Genomic DNA, 25,160 nt, shown 5'->3' with positions numbered 1-25,160 from the left:
CGCATCACTGTCGGGGGCCGCCGACCGGCCCCGGGAGGGGGCGCAACCCCCCGTGACGGGGGAGATCCGACGGGCGCACGCACCGTGATCACTGCCCGACGACGGCGCCGGTCGAATACGCCGGGCCGACGCTGAAACCGACGTAGGCGGCGATCCCGCCGCCGACGAGCAGGACGAACAGCAGCACCGCCATGACGAGCGCGGTGGCGGGACGACGGCGCGGGGCGGCCGGCCCGGGGCGCGGCGGGACGGGGCGCGGCGGGACGAGATGCGCCGGGACGGGGTACGGCGGGACGGGGCGCGCGACCGGCAGCGGCCCGGACGGCGGACCCCACGGCACCGGCACCCCGCCGGTCCCGGCGGGCGCGTACGGCGTCTGCATCGGCGGCACCGGGTAGGCGGCGGGCACCGGATAGCCGTAGCCGGGAGCAGGCACCGGCCTGTGCACCGGCGGGACCGGGCGGGGCCCGATCGGCACCGTGTCCTCGACCGGCACCGAGACGGTCGGCGCGTCCAGGGCGGACGGGGCGGGACGGGCGGGCGGCTGGGGGAAGGCGATGACGGTCACGGCGGGCTCCTCGGGCGGTGGCGGCCCTCGGTGGACCGGCCCCTGAAGCGTCGTCCGCCGCGGCCCGTGCTCCCAGGGTGCGGCCCCTGCGCCGGGGGTGGGGCCAGCCCTACGTCACGCTCCCCGCAAGCTCCGCCACGGAGGGCAACGTCGCTGGTCAGCGGCGTGCGCGGGCACTACGGTCCGGGCGGGTGGCGAGCCTGGACCTCCGTGCCCCCGACCCGGATCTCGCGGCGCGCTGGGACGCCCTGGCCGTGTCCACCGCCGTCCCGCCCTTCGTCCGCCCCGGGTGGCTCACCGCGTGGGCCCGGGCCTTCGGCCGCGCGGACGCGCTGCGGCTGCTGACCGTCGAGCGCGGCGGCGAGCTCGTCGCGGTGCTGCCGCTGACGGCGGGCCGGCTCGGGGTCCGCTCCCCCACCAACCACGAGACCGCGCTGTTCACGCCGATCGCGTCGGACGCCGACGCCGCGGCCGAGCTGGCCGACCGGGTCGCCCACCTCCGCCGTCCCGTCGACCTGTCCGCCCTGCCCGCCGAGCACCCCGTCACGGCCGCGTTGCGCTCCACCGGGCTGCCCACCGTGGAGCAGCCCGTCTGCGCCTCGCCCTGGATCGACACCACCGGCACGCCGGAGGAGTTCCTGCGCCGGCTCTCCAAGAACCGCCGGCACGGCCTGCGCCGGCTGCGGCACCGGATGGCCGACGCCGGCGAGGTCACCCTGGAGCTCGCCGACGGGACCGAGGGGCTCGACGACCGCCTCGCCGAGGGGTTCCGCCTGGAGGCCCGCGCCTGGAAGCTCGCCGCGGGCTCGGCGATCCTCTCCTCCCCCGCGAGCGTCCGCTTCTACACCGACGCCGCCCGCTGGGCCGCCGAGCACGACCTGCTCCGCCTCGCCTTCCTGCGCATCGACGGCCGGGCGGTCGCGTTCGGCTACTGCCTGCGCGCCCACCGCACGCTGCACTTCCTCAAGCTCGGCATGGCCGACGACGCCGCGAAGCTCGGGCCCGGCGTGGTGCTCACCCACCACCTGGTGGACGTCGCCTGCGCCGACCCGCAGCTGCACGACCTCGACCTGCTCGGCGACGCGGAGTCCTACAAGGCCGACCTCGCGAGCGGGGTCCGCGAGCAGGTGCGCCTGCAGCTCTTCGGTCACCGCCTCACCGGCCCGGCCCACCGCAGCGCCCTCGCGGCCACCGCCCGGGCCCGCGCGGAGATCGTCGCCCGGCTGCCCCAGGAGACCCGCGACCGGCTCTCCGCGGTGCGCAACCGGCTCCGCTCGGCCGCGACCAGGTCGGCGACGAGCGCGGACCAGCGCCCCTCGGTGATACGCCGGTCGTAGTCCAGGCTCCGGACGCGGGCCGCCGCCCCCAGCGCGGCCCGGCGGTCCGGGTCCGCGAGCAGGTCCGCGAGCGCCGCCCGCAGCGCCGGCACCGAGAACGCGGGCACGGCCAGGCCCCCGTCCCCGATCCACCCCAGGCGATCCAGGTCGAAGTGCACGACCGGCCGGCCGTGGGCCATCGCCTCCAGCGCGGTCAGGCAGAACGTCTCGTACCGCGAGGGCACCACCATCACCGCACACCGGCGCAGCGCCGCGTCCTTGGCCTCCCCGTCCACCCGTCCCAGCCGCCGCACCCGCGGGTCGTCGCCGACCAGCGCCGCGAGCCGCGCCTCCTCCGCCGGTGTCCCGGACCCCGCGATCTCGAGCGACCCGCCGTCGGGAAGGGCCTCGAGGAGCAGGTCCAGGCCCTTCTGCCGCACGTCGACCCGCCCGAGGAACAACAGCCCGTTCCCGACGGCGGGCGTGGTCGCGTCGGGCAGGTCGATGCCGTTCGGGACGACGGCGACGGTCGCCGCGGGGCTGGAGGAGGCGACGAGCGCGGCGTCGACGTCGTTCAGCACGACGAAGTGCCGGTAGAGCGCCAGCCCGCGCCGCTCGACCGCCTCGAACGGCAGGTGGTAGCGGCGCGCCATGTCCGCCCCGCACAGCATCTGCACCAGCCCGACGACGGGGCAGCGCGCGACCAGGGGCAGCAGGCTCGCGGACACCGGCGGGGTGAGGCTCTCGATCCACACCGCGGGGCGCACGACGAGCGCGAGCAACGGCACGAGCAGCGTGAACAGGACCTGCCCACCGCGCGGCCCGGCCCAGCCGACCGGGAGGTGCACGTAGCGGACGCCGTCGCGGTCGCCGGAGACCGCGCCGCGGTAGGAGCCGCAGTAGACGGTGACGACGTACCCGTCGTCGTGCAGCCGGGCGGCGATCCGGGCGACGACGGCCGCGCCGCCCCCGCCGTAGTGCGGGTTGCCGACGTCGTCGTAGATCGAGAGGACGACGTGGGTGCTCATGCCGACCGCCGCAGCCGCGACACAGCACCGAATGCCGCGCGGGCGGCGGACTCGGTGCGGGAGAACGGCAGCCGCTCGTAGCGCAGGGCGGAGTACGGGACCGCCTCCGCGCCGAAGTACCGCTTGAAGTGCTCCGACCCGGAGCCCGCCTCGGACTCGCCCATGTGGAACCACCGGGCGCCGGCCGCGCAGGCGTCCTGGATCGCGAGCGAGTGCAGCAGATAGGTCGCGAGGGTCTCGCGGGCGATGCCGGTGGTGTCCATCGCGCACATCCAGCCGAGCGCGTGGCGGGTGCCGGGCTCGTGGAGGACGACGTTGGCCGCGACCGGCTCGCCGTCGCGCAGCACCGACCACACCACGCACCGCTCGCCCAGTGCCGCGGCGACGGCCGCGACCTGACCCGGCCGGTCGCGGTGGGCCGCGATCCGTCGCGCGATCGCCAGCGGCTGACCGCGGTCGGTGGCCCAGCGGTCGACCGACTGCGCGTAGAGCGTGCGGAAGACGTCCAGGCCCCGCCCCCGCGCGCCGGTCTCGCGGCGCACGTCGAGGGAGAACCGCTCCGCCTTGCGCACGGAGTTGCGGGCCTGCCGCCTGAACCCCTTCGCCCACAGCTCGTCCCAGCCGGCGGCGAGGTCGACGACCGACGCCGTGTACGGCACGCGGCCGACCTCGGCCCCGGCGGCCTCGTCCCACACCGCCCCGCGCAGCGGCATCGGGACGACCGTGCGGAGCAGCGCCGGCCGGCGACGGAGGTCGTCCAGGACGTACCGGGCGTCGGCGACGGTGAGCTCGCCGCCCTCGACGACCGCCCCGCCGTAGCCCCAGGCGTAGGGGAACGACTGCTCGGCGAGCCCACCGCGGCGGGACACCAGCGGGAGCACGAGGCGCCGGCCGTCCGCCAGCGTGTACAGCCGCGAGGCGTCCCGGTACCCGCGGGTGGCGAGCGCGTCGGCGAAGGCGGGCGACTGCGTGACGACGGCGTCCGGGTCGGCGTCGTAGACCTCCTGGTGGACGGTGCGGGACGACATCATGAGGTCACCTCGGTGGCGGGCGAGCAGGAACGGGCGAGCAGGAGCGGGACGGCCAGGACGGCGTAGGCGACGAGCCCGGCCGCCACGACCGCCAGGGCGGGCGCGGTGGGCAGCGTCGTGGCGACGAGCAGCAGCGCGACGAGGACGGCGACGGCGGCGGCCCAGCGGGTGGGGACCGGGGTGGACCACGTCGGCCGCAGCAGCCGGACGTAGAGCACGCCGAGGAGCGCGACCGTGGTCCAGGTGCCGACCGCGAAGGCCCAGGCGGCGCCGGCCGCGCCCGAGGTCGGGACGAGGACGACCAGCGCCGCGACCTGCGCGAGCACCGCGACCGGGACCCGGCGGGCCACCGCGGCGGCCGCGCCGCGGGCGAACAGCGCCTTGAGCAGCATGTCCGCGAGCAGCAGGCCGGTGGTGCCCAGCGAGAGGATCCGGACCGGGCCGGCGGCCGGGGCGTAGGAGTCGGGCAGGACGACGTCGAGCACCGGGCCCGGGACGACCACCAGCACCAGCTGGCAGGGCACGAGCACCAGCGGCACCCAGCGCAGCGCGCCGAGCAGCGCCCGGTGCGCCGCCGCGGCGGTCGGGGCGCCGGCGATGAACGGGAACGCCGCGTCCGAGAGCGCGGACCCGACGAAGAACGGGGCGCGGGCGAGGACCGCCGCGGCCTGGTAGACGCCGACGACCGCGAGCGGGACGCCGGCGGCGCCCAGCGCGAGCACGTCCAGCGTGCCGAGCAGGCCGAAGCACGTGGTGCTCACCGCCATCGGCACCGCGGCGGCGAGGGTCCCCGGGCGCGGCCGGCGGGGCTGCCGGGATCCACGGGGCAGCCGGTCGGCCGCCGCCAGGTACGCGACCAGCGCGGAGGCGACGGCGGCCGCGAGCAGCGCGGCCGCGACCCCGCCGATGCCGTAGCCGGCGAGCCCGACGGCGCCGAGCGCGGCGACGACCTTGACGACGATCTCGCTGACCCGGGCGGCGCCGACGGCGTCGAAGCGCCGCGCCCCCTGCAGGGCGCCGATCAGGACCGCCACGACGGCGAGGACGACGATCGTCGCGGCCGCCAGCAGGGTCGGGACCGGTCCGACCCCGGGCAGGACGGCCCCGGAGGTCAGCTGCACCGCGGCGAACGCGCCGCCGAGCACCGTCCCGAGGACGACGTTGCCGACCAGGGCGACCCGGACCGACCCGGCCTCCTCCCCGCGGGCGGTGTCCCGGGCGAGGGCCCAGGGGAAGCCGGCGGCGAGCACCGAGGTGGCGAGCAGGAGCAGGTTGAGCAGGACGCCGACGGCGCCGAACGCGTCGGTCGGGAGGAGCCAGGCCAGGGCGAGCCCGAGGCCGTAGTTCATCGCGGCGGTGAGCGCGACGGCGCCCAGCAGGACGACGCTCCCGCCGCCGGCGCCGCGCTCGGTGCGCAGGGTGTGCAGGACGGTGCCCATGTCAGCCCGCCCGGCGGATCGTCGGGACGGCGGTCCGCAGGACCCGGCCGCGGGCCCGCAGCGTGGCGGTCACGGCGGCCTCGTACCGCTCGACGCAGGCGTCCCAGCCGAGGCCCTCGGCCCGGCGGCGGGCGCGGCGCGAGAGGACGCCGAGGCGGGTGCGGTCGGCGGCGAGGCCGGACAGGGCGGCGCCGAGGGCGTCGGCGTCGCGGGTCGGGACGACGACCCCGGTCGTGTCGACGAGGTCGCGCACCCCGGGCAGGTCGGACACCACCGGGACGCACCCGGCCGCCATGCCCTCGAGCACGACGAGACCGAACGCCTCCGCCTGGGTGACCGACGGGAGGACGACCACGTCGTGGGTGTCGTACGCACGGTGCAGATCGTCGTCGCTCACGCGCCCGAGGAACAGCACGTTGTCACTCGTTCCGGCCAGTCGCTCGTAGTCGGCCCGATGCGCTCCGTCACCGATGAGGGTCAACGCCAGGTCGGCGCGCCCGGCGACGGCGGGGATCAGCCACTCCAGGCCCTTGTACGGGCGCATCTGGCCGACGAACAGGACCTTGAGCGGGCCGGCCGAGGACGCAGCGCGCGGGCGGGCCGGCAGCGGCCGCAGGTCGACGCCCCACGGCACGACCTCGACCGGCGGGCCGCCGGCGCGGCCCTGCTCGTCCGCGTAGTACCGCGAGGTGGTGAGGATGCGGTCGGCCCGGCCGGCGAGCACCCGGTGCAGGCGGTTGTAGACCGTCGACAGGGTCTCGGCACCGCGCACGGCCAGCGCGCTGTGGTGGGTGTAGACGATCGGGACGCCGCGGCGGGCGCCGGCGAGGAGCAGGACGACGTCGCTCATCGTCGGGACCGGGCCGTGCAGGTTGACCACGTCGTAGCCGGCGATCATGCGCGAGACCCGGCGCCAGTGGGCGATCAGCGGGCTGAAGCGGTACTCGCCGAGGACCAGCCGCGGGATGTCGACCGAGGAGAGGACGTCCACGGTGTGGCCGCGCTCGCGCAGGCCGACCGTCAGGCGCTCGACGCAGCGGGAGATGCCGGAGACGATCGGCGGCGCCTCGCTGGTGACGACCAGGATGCGCATCGCGTCGGCGTCCACCGTCGTCGCGACCTCCGCGCGGCGCAGCACCCGCAGGTGGCGCAGGAAGCGCAGGCCCTCCTTCGCGGTGGACTTCGAGGCCTCGGCGTGGCGCGGGGCGAAGGTGAACGGCACCTCGGCGACCCGGGTCAGGCCGGAGCGGACGACCAGCTCGAGCAGGATCTTGTAGCCGATGGGGTCGACGGCGTCGAGGTCGAGCGCGGCGAGGCGCACCGCGAAGAACCCGGAGAGCGGGTCGCTCATCCGGCCCACCGCACCCCCGAGCAGCCGGGCCGCGAGCACCTTCGAGGCCCGCGAGACCACGTGCCGGTAGGTGGAGCCGAGGCCGGACCCGTCGCCGTCGCCGGCGTAGCGGGTGGCGACGACGACGTCGTGCCCGGGGGCCGCGGCCAGGAGCCGGCGGATCGTCGCGGGCGGGTGCTGCAGGTCGCCGTCCATCACGACGGCCCAGTCCGCGCGGGCGGCGCGCAGGCCGACGACGACCGCGCCGCCGAGACCGCCGGTGGGCTCGTCGCGGTGGATCACCGTGAGCCGGAACGGGACCCGGGCCGCGGCGGCACGGGCCCGGGCGGCGGTGTCGTCGCGGGAGTCGTCGACGACGATCACCTCGGCGTCGGCGGGGAGGGCCTCGGCGAGGCGCGTCATGAGCTCGTCGACGTTCCCGGCCTCGTCGAAGGTGGGGACGACGACGGTGACGGACGGGGCTCCGGGAGCACCGACGACGGTGGGGGCGTGGGGGTGCGGGGCGGTCGCGGTGAGCATGGTGTCGGGCCTCCTCGGTGGTCGTCGCGATCCGGCGGTGACGAGGAGAACTCTGCTGGTCAGCGGCCTGCGAGCCGATCGGGTCGGCCCCCGTTCCGGCGGGGTGGGCCCCCGGATCCCGGGTAGGGCTGGCACCCTGGCGGCGGTGATCACCTGTCCGAAGCGGATGCGGTACGGGCCGTGCGGCGGCGTGCGGCGCTCGGGGGCGTGCGAGCTCGACGAGGACCTGCCGTGCCCCTGGACCTCCGGCACCCCGGTGGCGCCGTGGGACGGCCCGGAGCCGGCCGCCCCCGCCGTCGGGAACCCGCCCCTGGTGCTCTCCGACCTCTCCGTCCCGGCGCGTGACCCGGCGACGCTGCGGGCGGTGGCGCCGCGGCTGATGGCCGGGTCGGACGCCGTGCTGGTCGCCGACCTGCACGACCGCGCCGACTACCCGCCGACCATGCTCGCCGCCTGGTTGCTGGAGCTCGGTGCGCGGCCGTGGGTCACGCTGACCTGCCGCGACCGCAACCGGGTGGTGCTCGAGCAGGAGGTCGTCGGGCTCGCGGCGCTCGGGGTCGAGGGCGTGCTGTGCGTGACCGGCGACAGCCGGCCCGGCAGCGGCGCGGCCACGACCGTCGGGGCCGGGGCGACGCAGGTCTTCGACCTCGACGCGACCCGGCTCGCCCACCTCGCCGCCAACACCGGGCTCGTCGCCACCGTCTCCGTGGCGCCGGCCGCGCCGCCAATCGACGCCCGCGTCGCCGCGCTCGCGGCCAAGCAGGCCGCGGGGGCGCGGCTCGTCGTCGCGAACCACGTCGCGTCCCCGGCGGTCCTGGACGCGTTCCTGACGGCGGGTCGCGCGGCCGGGGTGCGGCTCCCGGTGGTGGCCGGGGTCGCGGTGTTCACCGACCCCGCGACCGCACGCGGGCTGGGCGACCTCCCCGGGCTGGACCTCGACCCGGACGCGGTCGCGGCCGTCGTCGACGCGGACGACCCGGTGGAGGCCGGCATCACCGCCGCCGTCGAGGAGGCCCGGGCGCTGCTGGCCGTCGAGGGCGTGGTCGGCGTGAATCTCTCCGGTGTCGGCTCGAGTGCCGGGTGGGTACCTGCCGCCGAACTGAAGGCGGAGGTGGGCAGGCGGGTCCGTGCCGCCCACGGCAGGTGAGGGAGCGCGCGGTGCAGGAGGCGTTGGAGGCCGAGTTCGACACCGTCGCGGCGTGGACCGAGCGGGCGGTCGCGGAGCTGGGGTCCGACCACGCGATCCCGGCCGCGTGCCGCGGCTCCGGGCGGCCCGCGGACCTGGCGTGGCTCGCCGACGGCCTCGAGCTCCACGACGGCGACCGCTTCCTGGACGCCGGGTCCGGGCTCGGCGGGCCGACCGCCTGGCTCGCCACCGAGTACTCGTGGCGCTGGCGCGGCCCGGTGGTCCTGGCCGAGCCGATGGTGCACGCCGCGGCGGCGTCCGTGCGGCTCTTCGGGCGGCCCGCGCTCGCGGCGTGGACCGAGGAGCTCCCGCTGCGCGACGACTGCGTCGACGCCGCCTGGGCGCTCGGGGTGCTCGACACGGTCCCGGACAAGCGCGCGGTGCTCACCGAGCTGCACCGGGTGCTGCGACCGGGGGCCCGGCTGGGCCTGCTCGTGCTGGTCGCGCGGGGCGAGCGGGCCGCGGAGATGGAGTCGAACTCCTTCCCCACCGACGTCGACCTGCACCGCGACCTCGCCGCGACCGGGTTCCGGGTGCACGACCGGATCGAGGCCGCCGCCCTCCCCGACGCGCCGCCGGAGTGGACGCGGCGGGCGGAGGCGGTGGACGAGGTGGTGGCCCGCGACCACGCCGACGACCCGCGCTGGCAACAGGCCGAGGACCAGACCCGGCTGCTCGGCGGGCTCCTGGACTCCCGCGACGTCGTGATCGTGCTGCTGCGCTGCTCGGCGGAGTGACCCGGCCCGCCATCGCCCGCCGGTACGCCCGGTCGGGTGACGGCCGGTGGGGTGGACCGTCGGACGCGGAATCGCTCCGGCCCGGCGCGGGGTCTGCGTGTCGGCTGGCCCGCGGGGGCCCCGGACCGTTGTGCTGGACGGACCACGCGCTCCCGTCCGGGGGCCGGAGGAGGAGGAGTGTCGTGAGCTACGACGCGGTCAGCGCCTACACCGTGCTGCTCGGTGACGGTGTCGGCCCGACGACGGTGAGCGTGCACGGCAGCGCCGTGGACGCCTGGGCGGCGCTCGCCACCGCGCTCGAGGTGGCGCCGTCGCCGCGGCGCCGGTTCACCCTCCGCTCCCCGATGGCCGTGGTGCCCCGCACCGGGCTCGCGCAGGACGAGGTGCACGAGGCCGCCGAGACGTGGCGGCGCGTGGACCCGGAGCGCCGCTTCTGGCAGGTCACCTCGCACCGGCTGCAGGTGACGGTGCCCGCGATCAACACCGGCCCGGTGGTGAGCAGGAGCGCGTAGCGCCCGGCTCGCCCCCGACCGGAACGAACGACTCGTTCGTGCATCTAGAAGCCACGAACGGGTCGTTGGTTCCGGCGGAGAGCCGACCGGCGATCCGGACTACGCGAACGCGCGGTCCGTCGGGTCGATCGGCCGCGGCAGCACGGTGCGGCCGGTCAGCTTCTCGTCGACGCCCCGGGCGGCGGACCGGCCCTCGGCGATCGCCCACACGATCAGCGACTGCCCGCGGCCCGCGTCGCCCGCGACGAACACCCCGGGCACGGTGGTCTCGTAGGACACGTCGCGGCGGACGTTGCCGCGCTCGTCGTACTCCACCCCGAGGGAGTCCAGCAGCCCGGCCTTCTGCGGGCCCAGGAAGCCCATCGCGAGGAACACGAGGTCGGCCTCGAGCTCCCGCGCCGAGCCCTCGACCGGCTCGAAGCGCCCGCCGACCCGCTGGACGTCCACGAGCTTCAGGGCGCGCAGGTTCCCGTGCTCGTCGCCGAGGAACTCCTCGGTGTTGACCGAGAACAGCCGCTCGCCGCCCTCCTCGTGGGCCGAGGAGACGCGGAAGATCGCCGGGTAGGTCGGCCACGGGTTGGTGGCCGGCCGCTCGGACGGCGGGATCGGCATGATCTCGAGCTGCGTCACCGAGGCCGCCCCCTGGCGGTGCGCGGTGCCGACGCAGTCCGCGCCGGTGTCGCCGCCGCCGATGACGACGACGTGCTTGCCCGCCGCGTCGATGTCCGACCGCGAGTAGTCGCCCTGCTGCACCCGGTTCGACGGGGGCAGGTACTCCATCGCCTGGTGCACGCCGTGGTACTCCCGGCCCGGGATGGGCAGGTCACGCCAGTCGGTGGCCCCGACGGCGAGCACGACCGCGTCGAAGCGCGAGCGCAGCTCCTCGACGGAGATGTCGTGCTCCCCGCTGCCGCCGACCTCGACGCCCGCCACGAAGTGCGTGCCCTCGGCGGACATCTGCTCGAGGCGGCGGTCGAGGCGCCGCTTCTCCATCTTGAACTCGGGGATGCCGTAGCGGAGCAGCCCGCCGATGCGGTCGGCGCGCTCGAACACGGTGACGTCGTGCCCGGAGCGGGTCAGCTGCTGGGCGGTGGCCAGGCCCGAGGGCCCGGACCCGATGACGGCGACCGAGAAGCCGGTCCGCGCCTCGGGCGGCTGCGGGCGGACCCAGCCCTCCTCCCAGGCCTTGTCGATGATCTCGATCTCGACCTGCTTGATGGTGACCGGGTCGGAGTTGATCCCGAGCACGCACGCCGCCTCGCACGGGGCGGGGCACAGCGTCCCGGTGAACTCCGGGAAGTTGTTCGTGGCGTGCAGGCGCTCGATGGCCTCCGACCAGTCGTCGCGCCACACCAGGTCGTTCCACTCCGGGATCATGTTCCCGAGCGGACAGCCCTGGTGGCAGAACGGGATGCCGCAGTCCATGCAGCGCCCGGCCTGCTTCTTCAGGGTCGTCTCGTTGAGCTCCTCGTAGACCTCGTGCCAGTCCTTGAGGCGCAGGTCGACGGGCCGGCGGCGAGGGAGCTCGCGGCCGGTGGTCATGAAACCGCGGGGGTCAGCCACGAGCCGCCTCCATGATCGCGTCGTTGACGTCGCGGCCGTCGCGCTCGGCGTCCGCGGTCGCTTCCAGGACCCGCTTGAAGTCCACCGGCATCACCTTGGTGAACCGCAGCGAGGCGGCCTCCCAGTCGGTGAGCAGCCCGTGCGCGACGGCGGAGTCGGTCGCCGCGTAGTGCTTCTCGACGAGGGCGCGCAGCTCCTCCAGGTCGGAGCGGCCCGGCACCTCGAGCTCGACCATCTGGTGGTTGACCCGCCGCTCGGCGAGGTCGAGCACGTAGGCGATGCCGCCGGACATACCGGCCGCGAAGTTCCGCCCGATCGGCCCGAGGACCACCGCGCGGCCACCGGTCATGTACTCGCAACCGTGGTCGCCGACGCCCTCGACGACGGCGTGCGCCCCGGAGTTGCGCACGCAGAACCGCTCGCCGACCTTCCCGCGCAGGAAGATCTCGCCCTCGGTCGCGCCGTAGGCGATGACGTTGCCCGCGACGATGTTCTCCTCGGCGACCAGCGGGGCGTCCGGGTGCGGACGGACGCTGATCCGCCCGCCGGACAGGCCCTTGCCGCAGAAGTCGTTCGTGTCGCCGACCAGCCGCAGGGTCACCCCACGGGGCAGGAACGCCCCGAACGACTGGCCGCCGGAGCCGGTGAAGGTGACGTCGATCGTGTCGTCGGGCAGGCCCGCGCCGCCGAAGCGCCGGGTCACCTCGGAGCCGAGCATCGTGCCGACGGTGCGGTTGACGTTGCGCACCGGCAGCTCCAGGCGCACGGGCGACCCGTCGGCCAGCGCGCCCTCGGCGAGCTGGATCAGGGTGTGGTCCAGGGCCTTGTCCAGCCCGTGGTCCTGGCTCTTCGAGCAGTACAGCGTCTGCTCGGCGTAGGCCCCGGAGAGCTCCGGGCGGTGCATCATCGGCGAGAGGTCGAGCCCCTCGGCCTTCCAGTGCGCCTCGGCCGCGCGGGTGTCGAGCACCTCGGTGTGCCCGATGGCCTCGGACAGCGACCGGAAGCCCAGCGCCGCCAGGTGCTCGCGCACCTCCTGGGCGATGAACTCCATGAAGGCCACGACGTAGTCGGCCTTGCCGTCGAACTTCGCGCGCAGCGTCGGGTTCTGCGTCGCGACGCCGACCGGGCAGGTGTCCAGGTGGCAGACCCGCATCATGATGCAGCCCGAGACGACCAGCGGCGCCGTCGCGAACCCGTACTCCTCCGCGCCGAGCAGCGCCGCGATCATCACGTCGCGCCCGGTCTTCAGCTGGCCGTCGGTCTGCACGACGATGCGGTCGCGCAGGCCGTTGAGCAGCAGCGTCTGCTGGGTCTCGGCGAGCCCGAGCTCCCACGGTCCGCCCGCGTGCTTGATCGAGGACAGCGGCGAGGCGCCCGTCCCGCCGTCGTGACCGGAGATCAGCACGACGTCGGCCTTGGCCTTCGACACGCCTGCCGCGACCGTGCCGACGCCGACCTGGGAGACCAGCTTGACGTGGACCCGGGCCCGGTCGTTGGCGTTCTTCAGGTCGTGGATGAGCTGGGCGATGTCCTCGATCGAGTAGATGTCGTGGTGCGGGGGCGGGCTGATCAGGCCCACACCCGGCGTCGAGAACCGGGTCTTCGCGATCCAGGGGTAGACCTTGTGGCCGGGCAGCTGCCCGCCCTCGCCGGGCTTCGCGCCCTGCGCGATCTTGATCTGGATGTCGTCGGAGTTGACCAGGTACTCGCTGGTGACCCCGAAGCGTCCCGAGGCCACCTGCTTGACCGCCGAGCGGCGGGAGTCGCCGCTCGGGTCGCGGGTGTAGCGGCCCGGGTCCTCGCCGCCCTCGCCGGTGTTGGAGCGCCCGCCGAGGCGGTTCATGGCGATCGCGAGGACCTCGTGCATCTCCTGCGAGATCGACCCGTAGGAGATGGCCCCGGTGTTGAACCGCTTGACGATCTCCGAGACCGGCTCGACCTCCTCGATCGGGATCGACGGCCGCTCCCGGAAGCCGAACAGCCCGCGCAGCGTCAGCAGCGACGAGCTCTGCTCGTCGACCGCGCGGGTGTACTCCTTGAACGTGTCGTAGTTCTGCGTGCGGGTGGAGTGCTGCAGCTTGAACACCGTGTGCGGGTTGAACACGTGCAGCTCGCCCTCGCGGCGCCACTGGTACTCGCCGCCCACGATCAGCTCGCGGTGCTGGGCGCGCACGCCGTCGGCCGGCCACGCCACACGGTGGCGGATCGCGACCTCCTCGGCGAGGACGTCGTACCCGATGCCGCCCAGGCGCGAGGTGGTCGCGGTGAAGCAGTCGTCGACGACGTCGGCCCCGAGGCCGATCGCCTCGAAGATCTGCGCCCCGATGTAGGACGCCACCGTGGAGACGCCCATCTTGCTCATCACCTTGCGCACGCCCTTGGCCAGCGCCTCGACGACGTTGCGCGTCGCGGTGGGCACGCCGACGCCGGTGATGACGCCGCGGTCGATCAGGTCGGCGACGGTGTCCAGCGCCAGGTACGGGTTGACCGCGGAGGCGCCGTAGCCGAGCAGCAGCGCCACGTGGTGGGTCTCGCGCACGTCCCCGGCCTCGACGACGAGGTCGACGCGGGTGCGGGTCTTCTCCCGGACCAGGTGCTGGTGCACCGCGCCGGTGAGCAGCAGCGACGGGATCGGCGCGAACCGGCCGTCGGAGTTGCGGTCGGACAGGACGATGACCCGCGCACCCTCCTCGACGGCCGCGGAGACCTCGGCGCGGATCTCGGCGAGGCGCCCGCGCAGCGCGTCGCCGCCGCCGGAGACCTCGTAGAGGCCGGACACCACGTGCGGGGCGAAGCCGGGGAGGTTGCCGTCGTCGTTGATCCCGACGAGCTGCGCGAGCTCGTCGTCGTCGATGACCGGCAGCGGCAGCACCACGCGGCGACAGGAGGCCGGCGAGACCTCGAGCAGGTTGGTCTCGGAGCCGAGCTGGACCTGCAGCGAGGTGACGAGCTCCTCGCGGTAGGCGTCCAGCGGCGGGTTCGTCACCTGCGCGAACAGCTGGATGAAGTAGTCGAACAGCGAGCGGCTGCGGGAGGAGAAGGCGGCGAGGGGCGCGTCGTTGCCCATCGAGCCGGTGGCCTCGGCCCCGCCGGTGGCCATGGGGCGCAGGAGCAGGGTGAGCTCCTCGCCGGTGTAGCCGAAGGTCTGCTGGCGGCGGACGAGCACGTCGTGGTCGAACGGCACGCGGTGGCGGGCCGGCAGGTCGGCCAGCTCGATCATCCCGGCGTGCAGCCACTCGGCGTACGGGTGCTCGGCGGCCAGCTCGCCCTTGATCTCGTCGTCGTCAACGATGCGCCGCCCGACGGTGTCCACCAGGAACATGCGGCCCGGCTCCAGGCGGCCCTTGCGCACGATCGACGACGGCTCGATGTCCAGCACGCCGACCTCGGAGCCCAGGACGACCAGGCCGTCCTCGGTGACCCAGTAGCGGGCGGGACGCAGGCCGTTGCGGTCGAGCACCGCCCCGATCACGGAGCCGTCGGTGAACGCCGCCAGCGCCGGGCCGTCCCATGCCTCCATGAGCGTGGAGTGGTAGCGGTAGAAGGCCCGGCGGGCCGGGTCCATCTCGTCGTGGTTCTCCCACGCCTCGGGGATCATCATCAGCACCGCGTGCGGCAGCGTCCGCCCGCCGAGGTGCAGCAGCTCCAGGACCTCGTCGAAGCTGGCCGAGTCGCTGGCGTCCGGCGTGACGATCGGGAACAACCGGTCGAGGTCGTACTTGGAGAACGCCCCGGTGGAGAGCATCGACTCGCGCGCCCGCATCCAGTTGCGGTTGCCGCGCAGGGTGTTGATCTCACCGTTGTGCGCCAGGTAGCGGTACGGGTGCGCGAGGCCCCAGGCCGGGAAGGTGTTCGTCGAGAACCGGCTGTGCACCAGGGCGATCGAGCTGGTGGTCCGCGCGTCGGTGAGGTCGGCGTAGAACGGGCCGAGCTGCTCCTCGGCGAGCATGCCCTTGTAGACCACGGTCCGGCTGGACAGCGACGGGAAGTACGTCTCGCAGCCCGCCGCGCGGGTCTCGTGCTCGGTGCGCTTGCGCAGCGCGAAGGCGCGCCGCTCCATCGTCAGCTCGATGCCGGCCTCGTCGTCGCCCGCGTTCGGGGTGTCGACGACGGTGTCCACGTCCGCGGGGAGACCGACGAAGAGCTGGCGGAAGGTCGGCATGACCTCGCGGGCGGTCGGGCCGATGCCCGCGCCGTCCGGGTCGACCGGCAGGTCGCGCCAGGCGAGGACCTCGACGCCCTCCTCGGCGGCCAGGCGCTCCACGATCGCGGTCGCCTCCGCGGCGGCGTCCGGGTCGGCGGGCAGGAAGGCGATGCCCGCCGCGTAGCGGCCGACGTCGGGCAGGGTGACGCCCTGCTCGGCGAGCACGGGACGGTAGAGCCCGTCCGGGAGCTGGATCAGGATGCCCGCGCCGTCGCCGGTGGCGTGCTCCGCGCCGCGGGCGCCGCGGTGCTCCAGGTTGATCAGGGCGGTCAGGCCCTTGGCGACGATGCCGTGGTCGCGGCGGCCCGCGATGTCGGCGACGAAGGAGACGCCACAGGCGTCGTGTTCCTGCGCCGGGTCGTAGAGGCCCTGCGGCGCGGGTACGCCCGTGGGGGTCGTCCTGGCGGCGGTGCCGTCGGCTGGTGTCCCGGAGGTGATGGTCACGGCCTCGTGCCCTCCCGTCGTCGTCGTGTGGTGGTCCGGACGTGGTCCGGAGCGGCGGGGCACGCTCGCGTGCGCCCGGATGGGCGGAGGTCTCGAGGGGGGTGGGCCGTCGCGACGGGGGGCGGGGGTCCCGTCGGGTGGTGTGGTGGCCCGAAGCAACCTGACGTTAACGGTGGCGATCGCCCCGCGCACGCGTCCGAGGTCGATTCGGAGCGTGCTGATCGACACGTTCCGGCAACCCGCCGGACGTGTCCCGGACCGATCCCGCAGCACGTCGTGACGACGCTGTCACCGAGGGTGCTGACCTGGCGGGCGGTTCGGCGGCCGGCGACGCGCGCGGGATCGCCGCGGCGTGGAGCCGGTCCCGATCGGCCGACGGGACGCGCCGCAGCCCGATCTGCGGGGTCCGCCGGGTATCGGAGCCCCGATGTCGGGGTATGCCGTTACCGTGTCGAACGGGTGTTCGACCGTTCCGGGGGTCTGAACCGACCCGCGATGCGATCGTCACCCGTCGACGGACGACCACGCCGCACGACGGCCGAGACCTCGGGAGCCATCATGAGCGAGACCGACACGCGCGACAGTCTGCCGTCCGACACGCCGTCCGGCCAAGACCCCGGACGTCACACGGATGACACGGGGGTCGGCGGCGCCGCTCCCGACCCCCACGAGGTGAAGGCCCAGGGCGAGGGATCCGCGGCGGAGAAGGACCCGGCGCAGTGGGTCACGGGCGACGAGCCGATGACCGGGCCGCAGGCCAGCTACCTCGAGACCCTGGCCCACCAGGCGGGCGAGGAACCGCCCACCGGGCTGACGAAGGCCCAGGCGCACGACGAGATCGAGCGGCTGCAGGGCTCGTCGTCCGATCCGGCCGGCGACCCGTCGCGCCAGGAGCGCCCCACCACCGAGTGGGTCACCGGCGAGGAGCCGATGACGGGGCCGCAGGCGAGCTACCTCGAGACCCTCGCGCAGCGGGCGGGCGAGGAGCCGCCGAAGGACCTCACCAAGTCGCAGGCCTCCCGCGCGATCGACGACCTGCAGAAGCGCACGCAGGAGTGAGGCACGTCTGGCCGGAGGGCGGGCCGGCGGGCGAGCTCGACCGGGCGGCGCTCGCCGACCTGCACGCCTACCCGGAAGCGTCCGGCCGTCCGTGGGTGCGGGCGAACCTCGTGGCCAGCGCGGACGGTGCGGTCAGCGCCGGCGGCCTGTCCACCGGTCTGCACGCCCCCGGCGACCGGGCGCTGTTCGGGGTGCTGCGCGAGCTCGCGGACGTGATCTTGGCCGGCTCGCGCACCGTGGCCGCGGAGGACTACCGCGGGGCGCGCACCTCGCCGGAGCGGCGCGCCCGCCGGCGCGGGCGCGGCCAGGACGAGGTGCCCCCGGTCGCCGTGGTCACCGCGTCCGCGGACCTGTCGCCGGACGCCGCGCTGTTCACCGACACCTCCGTCCCGCCGATCGTCGTCACCACCGACGCCGCCGCCCCGCGCGCCCGGTCCCGGTTCGGGGCGCTCGCCGACGTCGCGGCGGCGGGCGACCTCTCCCCCGCGGCCGTGCTGGCGGCGCTGGCCGACCGCGGGTTGCACCGCGTCCTGTGCGAGGGCGGCCCGACCCTGCTCGGCGCGTTCGCCGCCGCCGGCCTGCTCGACGAGCTGTGCCTGAGCCTCGCGCCGCAGCTGGTCGGCGCCGGACCGGGCCGGATCCTCGACGGAGCACTCCTGGACGGCCCGCTCCCGCTGCGGGTGGCCGGCGTCCTGGCCCACGACGACGGGCTGTTGGTGCGCTATCGAGTGGCCCGCGATTAGTCCGTTCGAGTGACATCGCGTGACGATTCCGCCCGAGGCGCAGTCGTAGGGGTAGTCGGCCGCGCACGGCGGACGCACGACCCACGAGCGCAGAGGAGCGCCCCTCATGACGACCCCTTCCGACTCGGCGAGCACCCCGGTGACCACCCCGGCCACGCCCCGGACCGGCGGCGCCACCCCGTCGCGGCTGGCCGACGACTCGGGGCAGGGCAAGACCACGATCGCCTCCGGCGTGGTCCAGAAGATCGCCGGCATCGCCGCCCGCGAGGTCTCCGGCGTGTACTCCATGGGCGGCGGCGTCTCGCGCGCCTTCGGCGCGATCCGCGAGCGGATCCCCGGCGGCACCGGCACCTCGCAGGCCGCGGGCGTGCAGGTCGAGGTCGGCGAGAAGCAGGCCGCGATCGACCTGGACATCGTCGTCGAGTACGGCGCCGGGATCGTCGAGCTCGCCCGCGCGGTGCGCCGCAACGTGATCGGCGCGGTGGAGCAGATGACCGGCCTCGAGGTCATCGAGGTCAACATCGCCGTCAACGACATCCACATGCCCGGCGACGACGACGACTCGGGCGAGCCCGCGCCGGCCCAGCCCGCGCGGGTCGAGTGAGCAGGCCCGACCCGGCCGTCGCGGCAGCACCGGGGGTGCGCGCGACCTCACCGGGCTCCGCGGAGGCGCCCGGCCGCGGCTCGCTGTCCGAGCGGGTCGCGGGGGCGCTGCTCGCGCACCCGGACGTCGTCCGGCTCTCCGGCGGCACCTTCGGGTCGATCGCGACCTACCTGCCCGGGCGCCGGCTCGTCGGGGTCTCCCTCGGCGACGGCGACGAGCCGACCCGGATCAGCGTGGTCCTGCGGCTGGGCGCGCGGGTCCGGCCCACCGCCGACGCGCTCCGCGCGCTGGTGGCCGCCCAGACCGGAGCCCGGCGGGTCGACGTCGTCGTGACCGACGTCGCCGACCCGACCGCACCGGACCCCGCGTGACCGCCGAGTTCCGGGCGTTCGTCCGGCGTCACCACCCCGACGTCGGCGGCGACCCGGAGACCTTCCGCCGGGGCCTGGAGGCCTTCCGGGCCGGGCGGGCGCCCGCCCCCGGACCGTCCCCGTCGTGGCACGTCGCCGACGACGACCCGCGCCTGGACGCCCCGGTCGTCGCCGTGTCCGGCCACGTCGTGCCCCGCACCCTGCGTGCGGGCCGGCGCTGGCTCGGCCGCGCCCCCCTGAGCCCGGTCCGTACGCGCCGGGTCGTCTGACACCGCACTCGAGAGGAACACCAGCACCATGAGCGCCACCACGGCCGGTCTGTTCGTCGGCCTCCTGCTCGGCGTCGCCGCCGCCGCGGGCGGTCTCGTCGGGTTCTTCATCGCCCTCGTCCTCGGCATCCTCGGTCTCGTCGTCGGCCGGGTTCTCGACGGCGAGCTGGACCTGACCCAGTTCACCGGCCGCGGCCGCGACCGATGAGCAGCCCCGCCACGGACGCGACCACGCCGGTGCCGGTGGTCCCGTCCTCCCCCGTCTCCGGCTCCGTTCCCGACGACGAGGCCGCGGAGCGCGGCAGCCTGCACATCGGCTTCGGCGTGGTGCGCCGGATCGCCGAGCACGCCGCGGACTCCACCGACGGCACCATGCGCACCCAGCGGCGCGTGGTCGGCCTGGGCCTCGGCGAGGCCGGCGCCTCGGCGAAGATCTCCGGCTACGGCGACCAGGTCGACGTGCGCCTGGAGGTGCCGCTGGCCTACCCCGCACCGATCGCGCTGACCGTCGAGGCCGTCCGCGGCAACGTCCGCGAGCGCGTGCAGACCCTCACCGGGTACGCCGTGCGGTCGCTCGACGTCACCGTCTCCGCCCTGACCTCCCCGGCCGGTGCCCCGGCCCCGACCTCCCGGGTGGAGTGATGCGCTTCCTGCTGCGGCTGCTCTCGCCGCTCATCGCCCTGGTCGTCGCGGCGGTCGGCGTCGTGACGACGATCGAGGTGGTCACGGCGTGGCTCGCGCCGTCGTCCTCCCCGCTGATCGTGCCGTGGCCCACCTGGCGCGCCGGGCTGGAGGGCCTGACCTGGTCCTCCGCGACGGTGCGCACGATCGCGATCGTGATCGGCGTCGTGGGGCTGCTGGTCCTGCTCGTCGGGCTCGTCGCCCGTCGGCACGACGTGGAGCTCACCGACCCGGTCCCCGAGGTCACCGTCACCACCTCGCCGCGCTCGCTCGCCCGCGCGGTCGGCCACGAGGTCCGCTCGCACGCCGACGTCGTGTCCGCGTCGGTCGTGGCCTCGCAGAAGAAGGTCGTGGTCAAGGCCGGCACGCTCGACGCGCCCGACGCCGTCCGCGGCGCGGTCCGCGAGCGGGTCGACGAGGTCCTCGCCCGCCTGCCGCTCGCGCACCGCCCGCGCGTGTCGGTGTCCGTCGCGCCCACGAAGGGGGTCAAGTGAGCCGCCGCTCCCGCGCCGCCGTCGCCCGGTCCACCGCGGGCGACCGCGCCCGCGTCCTGCTCACCGGGCTGGTGCTGCTCGCCGTCGCCGTCCTGGTCGTCCTGCTCGGCGCCGGGGTGTTCGGGTCGAACCGGGCCCAGCGCCCGGTGGTCGACCCGATCGTCGGCGACTGGATCGCCGCGAACGCCGACCTCACCCGGTGGATCGCGATCGTCGGCGGCATCGTCCTGCTCGTCGTCGGGCTGACGTGGGCCGTGCGCTCGCTGCGCCCGGAACCGCGCCCCGACGTGCTGCTCTCGGAGGCCCCGGGGCAGCGCCTGACCGTCGAGCACTCCGCGATCGCGGACGCGGTCCGCGCCGACGCCGAGGCGATCGACGGGGTGAGCCGCGCCCGGGTGCGGATGGTGGGCACGCAGCGCCGGCCGGCCCTGCGGATGTCGCTGTGGCTGGTGGAGGGCACCGACGTCCGCGACGTCTGGGCCGAGATCGACGGCCGGGTCCTCGCCCGCGCCCGCCAGGCGTTCGCGGTCGACGCGCTGCCGACCGCGGTCCGCATCGAACTGGACGCGTCGGCCTCCCACGCCCCGCGGGTGCAGTAGGGGCAGACTGGCGCGGTGGACCTGCCCGTCATGCCCCCGGTGCTGCCGATGCTGGCGAAGCCCGTGAAGTCGATCCCGGCCGACGAGTGCTTCGAGCCGAAGTGGGACGGGTTCCGGGCGATCGTCTTCCGCGACGGCGACGAGATCGAGATCGGCAGCCGGAACACCAGGCCGATGACGCGCTACTTCCCGGAGGTCGTCGAGGCGCTGCGCGGGCACCTGCCGCCGCGGTGCGTGGTGGACGGCGAGATCATCGTCGCGACGCCCGACGGGCACGGCCTGGACTTCGAGGCCCTGCAGCAGCGGATCCACCCCGCGGTGTCGCGCGTGACCCTGCTCGCCGGGCAGACGCCGGCGTCGCTCGTGGCGTTCGACCTGCTCGCCCTCGGCGACGACGACCTCACGCGGCGTCCGTTCAGCGAGCGCCGCGCGCTGCTCGAGGAGGCGCTGCCGGGGACGGCCCCGGTGCACGTCACCCCGATGACCACCGACCAGGACGAGGCGCGGGACTGGTTCGTGCGCTTCGAGGGCGCGGGGCTGGACGGGCTGATCGCGAAGAAGCCGTCCCTGACCTACCAGCCCGACAAGCGGGTGATGAGCAAGATCAAGCACGAGCGGACCGCCGACTGCGTCGTCGCCGGCTACCGGGTGCACAAGTCCGGTCCGGACGCGCTCGGCTCGCTGCTGCTCGGGCTCTACACCGACGACGGGACGCTCGCGAGCGTCGGCGTCGTCGGCGCGTTCACCATGGCCCGGCGGCGGGAGCTGTTCGCCGAGATGCAGCCGCTGGTGACCACCTTCGACGAGCACCCGTGGAACTGGGCCGCCCACGAGCAGGGCGAACGCACGCCGCGCAAGAACGAGACCAGCCGGTGGAACGCGGGCAAGGACCTCTCCTTCACCCCGCTGCGCCCGGAGCGGGTGGTCGAGGTCCGCTACGACTACCTGGAGGGCGAGCGGTTCCGGCACACCACGCAGTTCGTGCGCTGGCGGCCGGACCGCGACCCGTCGTCGTGCACCTACGACCAGCTCGAGCGCCCGACGAGCTTCGACCTGGCCGACATCCTCCCGACGGGCTGACCACCCGCACCACCCGCGGCCCCTCACCGCGGGGCGACCCGCGACGCGGCAGGATGGGCGTCCTCGCCCCGTCCGGGAAGGTGTCGCCATCCGTCCTGCCGTCCGGGCCGTCCTCGGCCTGCTCGTTGTGCTGCTCCTCGCCGGTTGTGCCGTCGGGCCCAGCCGCCGGCCGCCGGTCGCGACGATCAACAGCGACGAGCCGCCCGCGCCGTCGTCGACCCCTCCGGCCGCCCCGGCCCCGCCGCCGTCGCTGCTGCCGCCCCTGCTCCCGACGACCCCGCAGGTCGACTTCACCGAGTGCACCGCGGGCCAGGTCGCCCGCCTCGGCGGCGGAGGCGTCCTGAACGGCCGGGACCTGCGGCTGGGGTGCACGAGCGTGCCGGTCGGCGGCGGGTACGGCAGCGGGTCGACCACGGGCGCCGCCGAGGTGGACGTGACCCGGGTGACCCTCGGTCCCCCGACGGGGCTGCCGACGGTCCCGATCGCGGTGCTCGGCGACCCCGGCCGCCGCTCCGGCACCGAGCAGGCCGTCCGCCTCGCCGCCCGTGCCCCGGCCGACCTGCTCGCGGGGCGGACGCTCTACGGGGTGGACGTGCGCGGGGCCGCCTCGGGCGGGGTCGACTGCATCACGCCCGGCACCCGCGCGGCGATCGACGACGCCGACCCGGCGGCCGCGGACGCCCCCGCCCTGGCCCCGCTCGCCACGGCCGCCGCGACCGCGGCCCGGACGTGCTCCCAGCTGCTCGAGGACTCCCTGACCGAGTACGGCACGGCCACCGACGCGACGGACCTGGACGAGGTCCGGCGGGCGCTCGGCGCGGTGCGGCTGCACGCGATCGGGCTCGGCGGCGGCGCCGGGACCCTCGCCCGGTGGGCGCAGGACCACCCCGACCAGCAGGGCCGTCTCGTCCTCGACGCGCTCCCCGACCCCACCGCTCCCGTCGGGGTCACCGCCGACCAGCGGGCCGCCGGGGCGCGGGCGGCGCTGGACGCGTTCGTCACGAACTGCGTCGCGACCGCGTGCGCGCTCGGGGCGGACCCGCGCGGCGCGGTGACCGACCTGATCTCCCGGCTGCGCAGCGCGCCGCTGCCCGCCGCCGCGAGCGCGACCGGGACGGTGCCGGGCCGGCGGGTCACGGCGGGCACGGTGGTGAGCCTGCTGGCGACGCGCCTCGGGGAGCCGGACACGTGGCCGGCCCTCGCCACGGCCCTGTCCCGGGCCCGCGCCGGGGATCCCGCCGGGGTCCTGGCGCTGGTGGACGAGGCGGAGAACGACGGCGGGTTCGACCTCGCGCTGGTCTCGACGTGCAACGACCAGGCGGAGCGCCCGACGGTGGACCAGGTGGCGCAGGCGTCCGCCCGGGCCCGCGGCGTCGACCCGGTGTTCGGCGGGTGGTTCGCGCAGCGGGCGCTGGTGTGCTCGTCGTGGCCCGTCCCCACCACCCCGGCGGCGCCGTTCGGCGGCACCGCGGTGCCCACGCTGCTGCTGGGGACGAGCGCGGACCCGCTCGTGCCGCTCGCGGAGACCGAGCGCGTGGCGGCGGGGATGCAGTCCTCGGTGCTGGTGTCGTGGCTCGGGGCGGGACACGGCGCCTACCCGGCGACACCGTGCATCAGCGGGGTCGTCGAGGACTACCTGCTGCGCGAGGACATCCCCCGGGAGGGATTGGTGTGTCCCCCGTGAGTGACGTCCGGGTGATGCCGGGTGATCATGGTCCTGCCGACCGGACATCCCGCCCGTAGGGTGCACGGCGTGCCGTTCCCGTCCCTCCCGCGACTGCTCGACACCGCGCTCGACCGCCTCGTGGTCCCCGGCTACTCGAAGCTGGGCTACCTCGTCCGGTCGGCGGGGTGGGAGTCCCCGCCGTCCGACGCCCTCGCGGGGCGCACGATCGCGGTGACCGGGGCGAGCTCCGGGCTGGGGGCGGCCACGGCGGTCGGGCTGGCCGGTCACGGCGCGGCCGTGGAGCTGGTGGTGCGCGACCGGGGCCGCGGCGAGGCGACCCGGGACGCCGTCCTCGCGGCGCACCCGGACGCGCAGGTGACGGTGGCGCGCTGCGACCTCGCCGACCTGGCCGACGTCCGCCGCTACGCGCTCGACGCGCGGGACCGGCTGCTGGCCCTGCACGGACTGGTGCACAACGCCGGGGTGCTCCCGGACGCGCGGGCCGAGACCGTCGACGGGCACGAGCTCTGCCTCGCCACCCACGTGCTGGCGCCGTTCCTGCTCACCCGCGAGCTGCTCCCGCTGCTGCGGGCCGGTTCGCTGCCGGACCGGCCCGGCGACCCCGCCCGGGTCGTGTTCGTGTCCTCCGGCGGGATGTACACCGCCTCGCTGCGCACCGACGACCCCGAGTACGCCGAGGGCCGCTACTCCGGCGGCGCGGCCTACGCCCGGACCAAGCGCATGCAGGTGGTGCTGGCGGAGCTGCTCGCCGACGACCTCGCGCCCGCCGGGGTCGCGGTGCACAGCATGCACCCCGGGTGGGCCGACACCCCGGGCGTCGCGGACTCGCTGCCGGGCTTCCGCCGCCTCACCGGCCCCCTCCTGCGCACCGCGGCGCAGGGCGCCGACACCACCGTGTGGCTGCAGGCCGCGACCGAGCCGGGCCGGTGCAGCGGGGTGTTCTGGCACGACCGCACGCCCCGGCCGACGCACTGGCTGCCCGGCGAGGAGTCGGCCGCGCAGCGGGCCGCGCTGTGGGCGTTCTGCGTGGACGCCACGGCGGCCGCCCCCACCCGCTGAGTCACCCGATCCGGCATCTCCCGCGCGGTCCGGTTAACGCCGGGCGGGGTCGCGACGATGCGCCCGACGAGAACCCCGTGACGGAGCGGGGGACGGCGCCATCGGGGGCGAGCATGAGCCAGGAGACGGGACAGCCGGGCACGGCCGGACCCGCACCGCGACCGACGGGCCCGCAGCCCTGGGGTCCGCCGCCCCCCGGGCCCTCCTACGGCCCGCGTCCCATGACCGGCGGCCCGCGCCACGCCCCCCACCCGGGCATGCCCCGGCAGGGCCCGACCGCCTACGGCCACGCGCCGGGCTGGGCGCCGATCGAGGAGCCGGCGTACGACCCGTCCTACGACCCGTCCTACGACACCGACGACCCGCGCCCGCCCGGCAACGGGGCCGCGGCGTTCTCCGCGGTCCTCGGGGTGCTGGCGCTGCTGGTGAGCCTGCGGCCGCTGGCGTTCGGCAGCATGGCCCTGTCCTGGGACACGTTCGTCGGGATCGGCATCGCCCTGGTCGCGCTCACCGCGGGCGCGGTCGGCCTGCGCACGCCGGTGCGCCGGCCGGTCGCGGTCGTCGGGATGGCCCTCGCCGTCGTCGCCCTGCTCGTCGTGGCGGTCCTGCCGACCTT

General features: G+C 75.7%; 23 protein-coding genes and 1 pseudogene. 17 read left to right on the top strand and 7 right to left on the bottom strand.

The genetic code is table 11. The annotated features are described in order from the left end of the window. Positions 1–88: 88 nt before the first annotated feature. Positions 89–568, bottom strand: coding sequence for a hypothetical protein (locus WCD74_RS22560; RefSeq protein ID WP_337697136.1), 480 nt, complete (start codon positions 566–568; stop codon positions 89–91). A 17-nt stretch (positions 569–585) separates the two neighbouring features. Between WCD74_RS22560 and WCD74_RS22555 the strand changes: the two are divergent. Then, positions 586–1,653 (top strand): annotated as a pseudogene (locus tag WCD74_RS22555) (GNAT family N-acetyltransferase); the annotation flags it as partial. Between the two features lie 62 nt (positions 1,654–1,715). On the opposite strand, the gene WCD74_RS22550 reads toward WCD74_RS22555, so the two are convergent. Genes WCD74_RS22550 through WCD74_RS22535 form a run of 4 tightly spaced genes read right to left on the bottom strand, consistent with a single transcriptional unit; the run spans position 1,716 to position 7,252 of the window. Next, positions 1,716–2,912 carry a glycosyltransferase family 4 protein gene (locus WCD74_RS22550; protein ID WP_337697135.1) on the bottom strand — a complete coding sequence of 399 codons (1,197 nt, stop codon included), beginning with the start codon at positions 2,910–2,912 and terminating at the stop codon, positions 1,716–1,718. Continuing rightward, a complete protein-coding gene (locus WCD74_RS22545) occupies positions 2,909–3,943 on the bottom strand; it encodes a GNAT family N-acetyltransferase (RefSeq protein ID WP_337697134.1) in 1,035 nt (344 codons plus the stop codon). Before WCD74_RS22545 ends, WCD74_RS22550 begins: the two co-directional genes overlap by 4 nt. Further along, positions 3,940–5,382: an oligosaccharide flippase family protein gene (locus tag WCD74_RS22540; protein ID WP_337697133.1), complete on the bottom strand. Its 1,443-nt coding sequence runs from the start codon at positions 5,380–5,382 to the stop codon at positions 3,940–3,942. Before WCD74_RS22540 ends, WCD74_RS22545 begins: the two co-directional genes overlap by 4 nt. Before the next feature lies 1 nt (position 5,383). Continuing rightward, entirely contained in the window at positions 5,384–7,252 is a 1,869-nt protein-coding gene (locus WCD74_RS22535; RefSeq protein ID WP_337697132.1) for a glycosyltransferase, read from the bottom strand. A gap of 103 nt (positions 7,253–7,355) precedes the next feature. On the opposite strand from WCD74_RS22535, the gene WCD74_RS22530 reads away from it, so the two are divergent. The 3 genes from WCD74_RS22530 to WCD74_RS22520 all read left to right on the top strand — a co-directional run bounded on the left by WCD74_RS22530 (position 7,356) and on the right by WCD74_RS22520 (position 9,687). Beyond that, a complete protein-coding gene (locus WCD74_RS22530; RefSeq protein WP_337697131.1) occupies positions 7,356–8,399 on the top strand; it encodes a methylenetetrahydrofolate reductase C-terminal domain-containing protein in 1,044 nt (347 codons plus the stop codon). Positions 8,400–8,410: 11 nt separating this feature from the next. Beyond that, the gene (locus WCD74_RS22525; RefSeq protein WP_337697130.1) at positions 8,411–9,175 is read left to right on the top strand and encodes a class I SAM-dependent methyltransferase; all 765 of its coding nucleotides are present in this window, start codon (positions 8,411–8,413) and stop codon (positions 9,173–9,175) included. Positions 9,176–9,357: 182 nt separating this feature from the next. Then, positions 9,358–9,687: a hypothetical protein gene (locus WCD74_RS22520; protein WP_337697129.1), complete on the top strand. Its 330-nt coding sequence runs from the start codon at positions 9,358–9,360 to the stop codon at positions 9,685–9,687. 99 nt (positions 9,688–9,786) lie between these two features. On the opposite strand, the gene WCD74_RS22515 is transcribed toward WCD74_RS22520, so the two are convergent. Further along, positions 9,787–11,250: a glutamate synthase subunit beta gene (locus tag WCD74_RS22515; protein ID WP_337697128.1), complete on the bottom strand. Its 1,464-nt coding sequence runs from the start codon at positions 11,248–11,250 to the stop codon at positions 9,787–9,789. Beyond that, positions 11,243–15,892: a glutamate synthase large subunit gene (gene gltB / locus WCD74_RS22510; protein WP_337697267.1), complete on the bottom strand. Its 4,650-nt coding sequence runs from the start codon at positions 15,890–15,892 to the stop codon at positions 11,243–11,245. The genes WCD74_RS22515 and gltB overlap by 8 nt, the downstream gene beginning before the upstream one ends. 564 nt (positions 15,893–16,456) lie before the next feature. Between gltB and WCD74_RS22505 the strand changes: the two genes are divergently transcribed. From WCD74_RS22505 to WCD74_RS22445, 13 genes are all read left to right on the top strand, one after another. Further along, positions 16,457–16,957, top strand: a complete 501-nt coding sequence (locus WCD74_RS22505) for a DUF3072 domain-containing protein (protein WP_337697127.1) — start codon at positions 16,457–16,459, stop codon at positions 16,955–16,957. Further along, positions 16,954–17,700: a pyrimidine reductase family protein gene (locus WCD74_RS22500; RefSeq protein WP_337697126.1), complete on the top strand. Its 747-nt coding sequence runs from the start codon at positions 16,954–16,956 to the stop codon at positions 17,698–17,700. The genes WCD74_RS22505 and WCD74_RS22500 overlap by 4 nt, the downstream gene beginning before the upstream one ends. Positions 17,701–17,806: 106 nt before the next feature. Beyond that, entirely contained in the window at positions 17,807–18,304 is a 498-nt protein-coding gene (locus WCD74_RS22495; protein WP_337697125.1) for an Asp23/Gls24 family envelope stress response protein, read from the top strand. Then, entirely contained in the window at positions 18,301–18,675 is a 375-nt protein-coding gene (locus WCD74_RS22490) for a hypothetical protein (RefSeq protein ID WP_337697124.1), read from the top strand. The genes WCD74_RS22495 and WCD74_RS22490 overlap by 4 nt, the downstream gene beginning before the upstream one ends. Further along, positions 18,672–18,944: a hypothetical protein gene (locus WCD74_RS22485; RefSeq protein ID WP_337697123.1), complete on the top strand. Its 273-nt coding sequence runs from the start codon at positions 18,672–18,674 to the stop codon at positions 18,942–18,944. Before WCD74_RS22490 ends, WCD74_RS22485 begins: the two co-directional genes overlap by 4 nt. 28 nt (positions 18,945–18,972) lie before the next feature. Next, complete coding sequence (locus WCD74_RS22480; protein WP_286052920.1) at positions 18,973–19,152, top strand: hypothetical protein; 180 nt, start codon at positions 18,973–18,975, stop codon at positions 19,150–19,152. After that, the gene (locus tag WCD74_RS22475) at positions 19,149–19,586 is read left to right on the top strand and encodes an Asp23/Gls24 family envelope stress response protein (RefSeq protein WP_337697122.1); all 438 of its coding nucleotides are present in this window, start codon (positions 19,149–19,151) and stop codon (positions 19,584–19,586) included. Before WCD74_RS22480 ends, WCD74_RS22475 begins: the two co-directional genes overlap by 4 nt. Then, positions 19,586–20,119, top strand: coding sequence for a DUF6286 domain-containing protein (locus tag WCD74_RS22470; protein WP_337697121.1), 534 nt, complete (start codon positions 19,586–19,588; stop codon positions 20,117–20,119). Before WCD74_RS22475 ends, WCD74_RS22470 begins: the two co-directional genes overlap by 1 nt. Then, the gene (locus tag WCD74_RS22465; protein ID WP_337697120.1) at positions 20,116–20,718 is read left to right on the top strand and encodes an Asp23/Gls24 family envelope stress response protein; all 603 of its coding nucleotides are present in this window, start codon (positions 20,116–20,118) and stop codon (positions 20,716–20,718) included. The genes WCD74_RS22470 and WCD74_RS22465 overlap by 4 nt, the downstream gene beginning before the upstream one ends. 15 nt (positions 20,719–20,733) lie before the next feature. Beyond that, the gene (locus WCD74_RS22460) at positions 20,734–21,798 is read left to right on the top strand and encodes an ATP-dependent DNA ligase (protein WP_337697119.1); all 1,065 of its coding nucleotides are present in this window, start codon (positions 20,734–20,736) and stop codon (positions 21,796–21,798) included. Between the two features lie 127 nt (positions 21,799–21,925). After that, positions 21,926–23,482: an alpha/beta hydrolase gene (locus WCD74_RS22455; protein ID WP_337697118.1), complete on the top strand. Its 1,557-nt coding sequence runs from the start codon at positions 21,926–21,928 to the stop codon at positions 23,480–23,482. A 69-nt stretch (positions 23,483–23,551) separates the two neighbouring features. Beyond that, positions 23,552–24,544, top strand: a complete 993-nt coding sequence (locus tag WCD74_RS22450) for an SDR family NAD(P)-dependent oxidoreductase (RefSeq protein ID WP_337697117.1) — start codon at positions 23,552–23,554, stop codon at positions 24,542–24,544. Positions 24,545–24,765: 221 nt separating this feature from the next. After that, positions 24,766–25,160 (top strand): hypothetical protein (locus WCD74_RS22445; RefSeq protein WP_337697116.1); only part of this gene is annotated, 395 nt, incomplete at its 3' end.

The sequence above is a fragment of the Actinomycetospora aurantiaca genome, assembly GCF_037401875.1.
GTDB classification, from domain to species: domain Bacteria; phylum Actinomycetota; class Actinomycetes; order Mycobacteriales; family Pseudonocardiaceae; genus Actinomycetospora; species Actinomycetospora aurantiaca.
Note: the sequence above shows the minus strand (reverse complement) of the source record. Positions and strands in the feature narration are given on the sequence as shown.

What these genes read in the sequence shown, in the direction of transcription:
- WCD74_RS22545 (WP_337697134.1), bottom strand. Translation starts at nt 3,943, where the DNA reads ATGATGTCGTCCCGCACCGTCCACCAGGAGGTCTACGACGCCGACCCG.
- WCD74_RS22535 (WP_337697132.1), bottom strand. Translation starts at nt 7,252, where the DNA reads ATGCTCACCGCGACCGCCCCGCACCCCCACGCCCCCACCGTCGTCGGT.
- WCD74_RS22475 (WP_337697122.1), top strand. Translation starts at nt 19,149, where the DNA reads ATGAGCAGCCCCGCCACGGACGCGACCACGCCGGTGCCGGTGGTCCCG.
- WCD74_RS22480 (WP_286052920.1), top strand. Translation starts at nt 18,973, where the DNA reads ATGAGCGCCACCACGGCCGGTCTGTTCGTCGGCCTCCTGCTCGGCGTC.
- WCD74_RS22540 (WP_337697133.1), bottom strand. Translation starts at nt 5,382, where the DNA reads ATGGGCACCGTCCTGCACACCCTGCGCACCGAGCGCGGCGCCGGCGGC.
- WCD74_RS22550 (WP_337697135.1), bottom strand. Translation starts at nt 2,912, where the DNA reads ATGAGCACCCACGTCGTCCTCTCGATCTACGACGACGTCGGCAACCCG.
- WCD74_RS22505 (WP_337697127.1), top strand. Translation starts at nt 16,457, where the DNA reads ATGAGCGAGACCGACACGCGCGACAGTCTGCCGTCCGACACGCCGTCC.
- WCD74_RS22495 (WP_337697125.1), top strand. Translation starts at nt 17,807, where the DNA reads ATGACGACCCCTTCCGACTCGGCGAGCACCCCGGTGACCACCCCGGCC.
- WCD74_RS22470 (WP_337697121.1), top strand. Translation starts at nt 19,586, where the DNA reads ATGCGCTTCCTGCTGCGGCTGCTCTCGCCGCTCATCGCCCTGGTCGTC.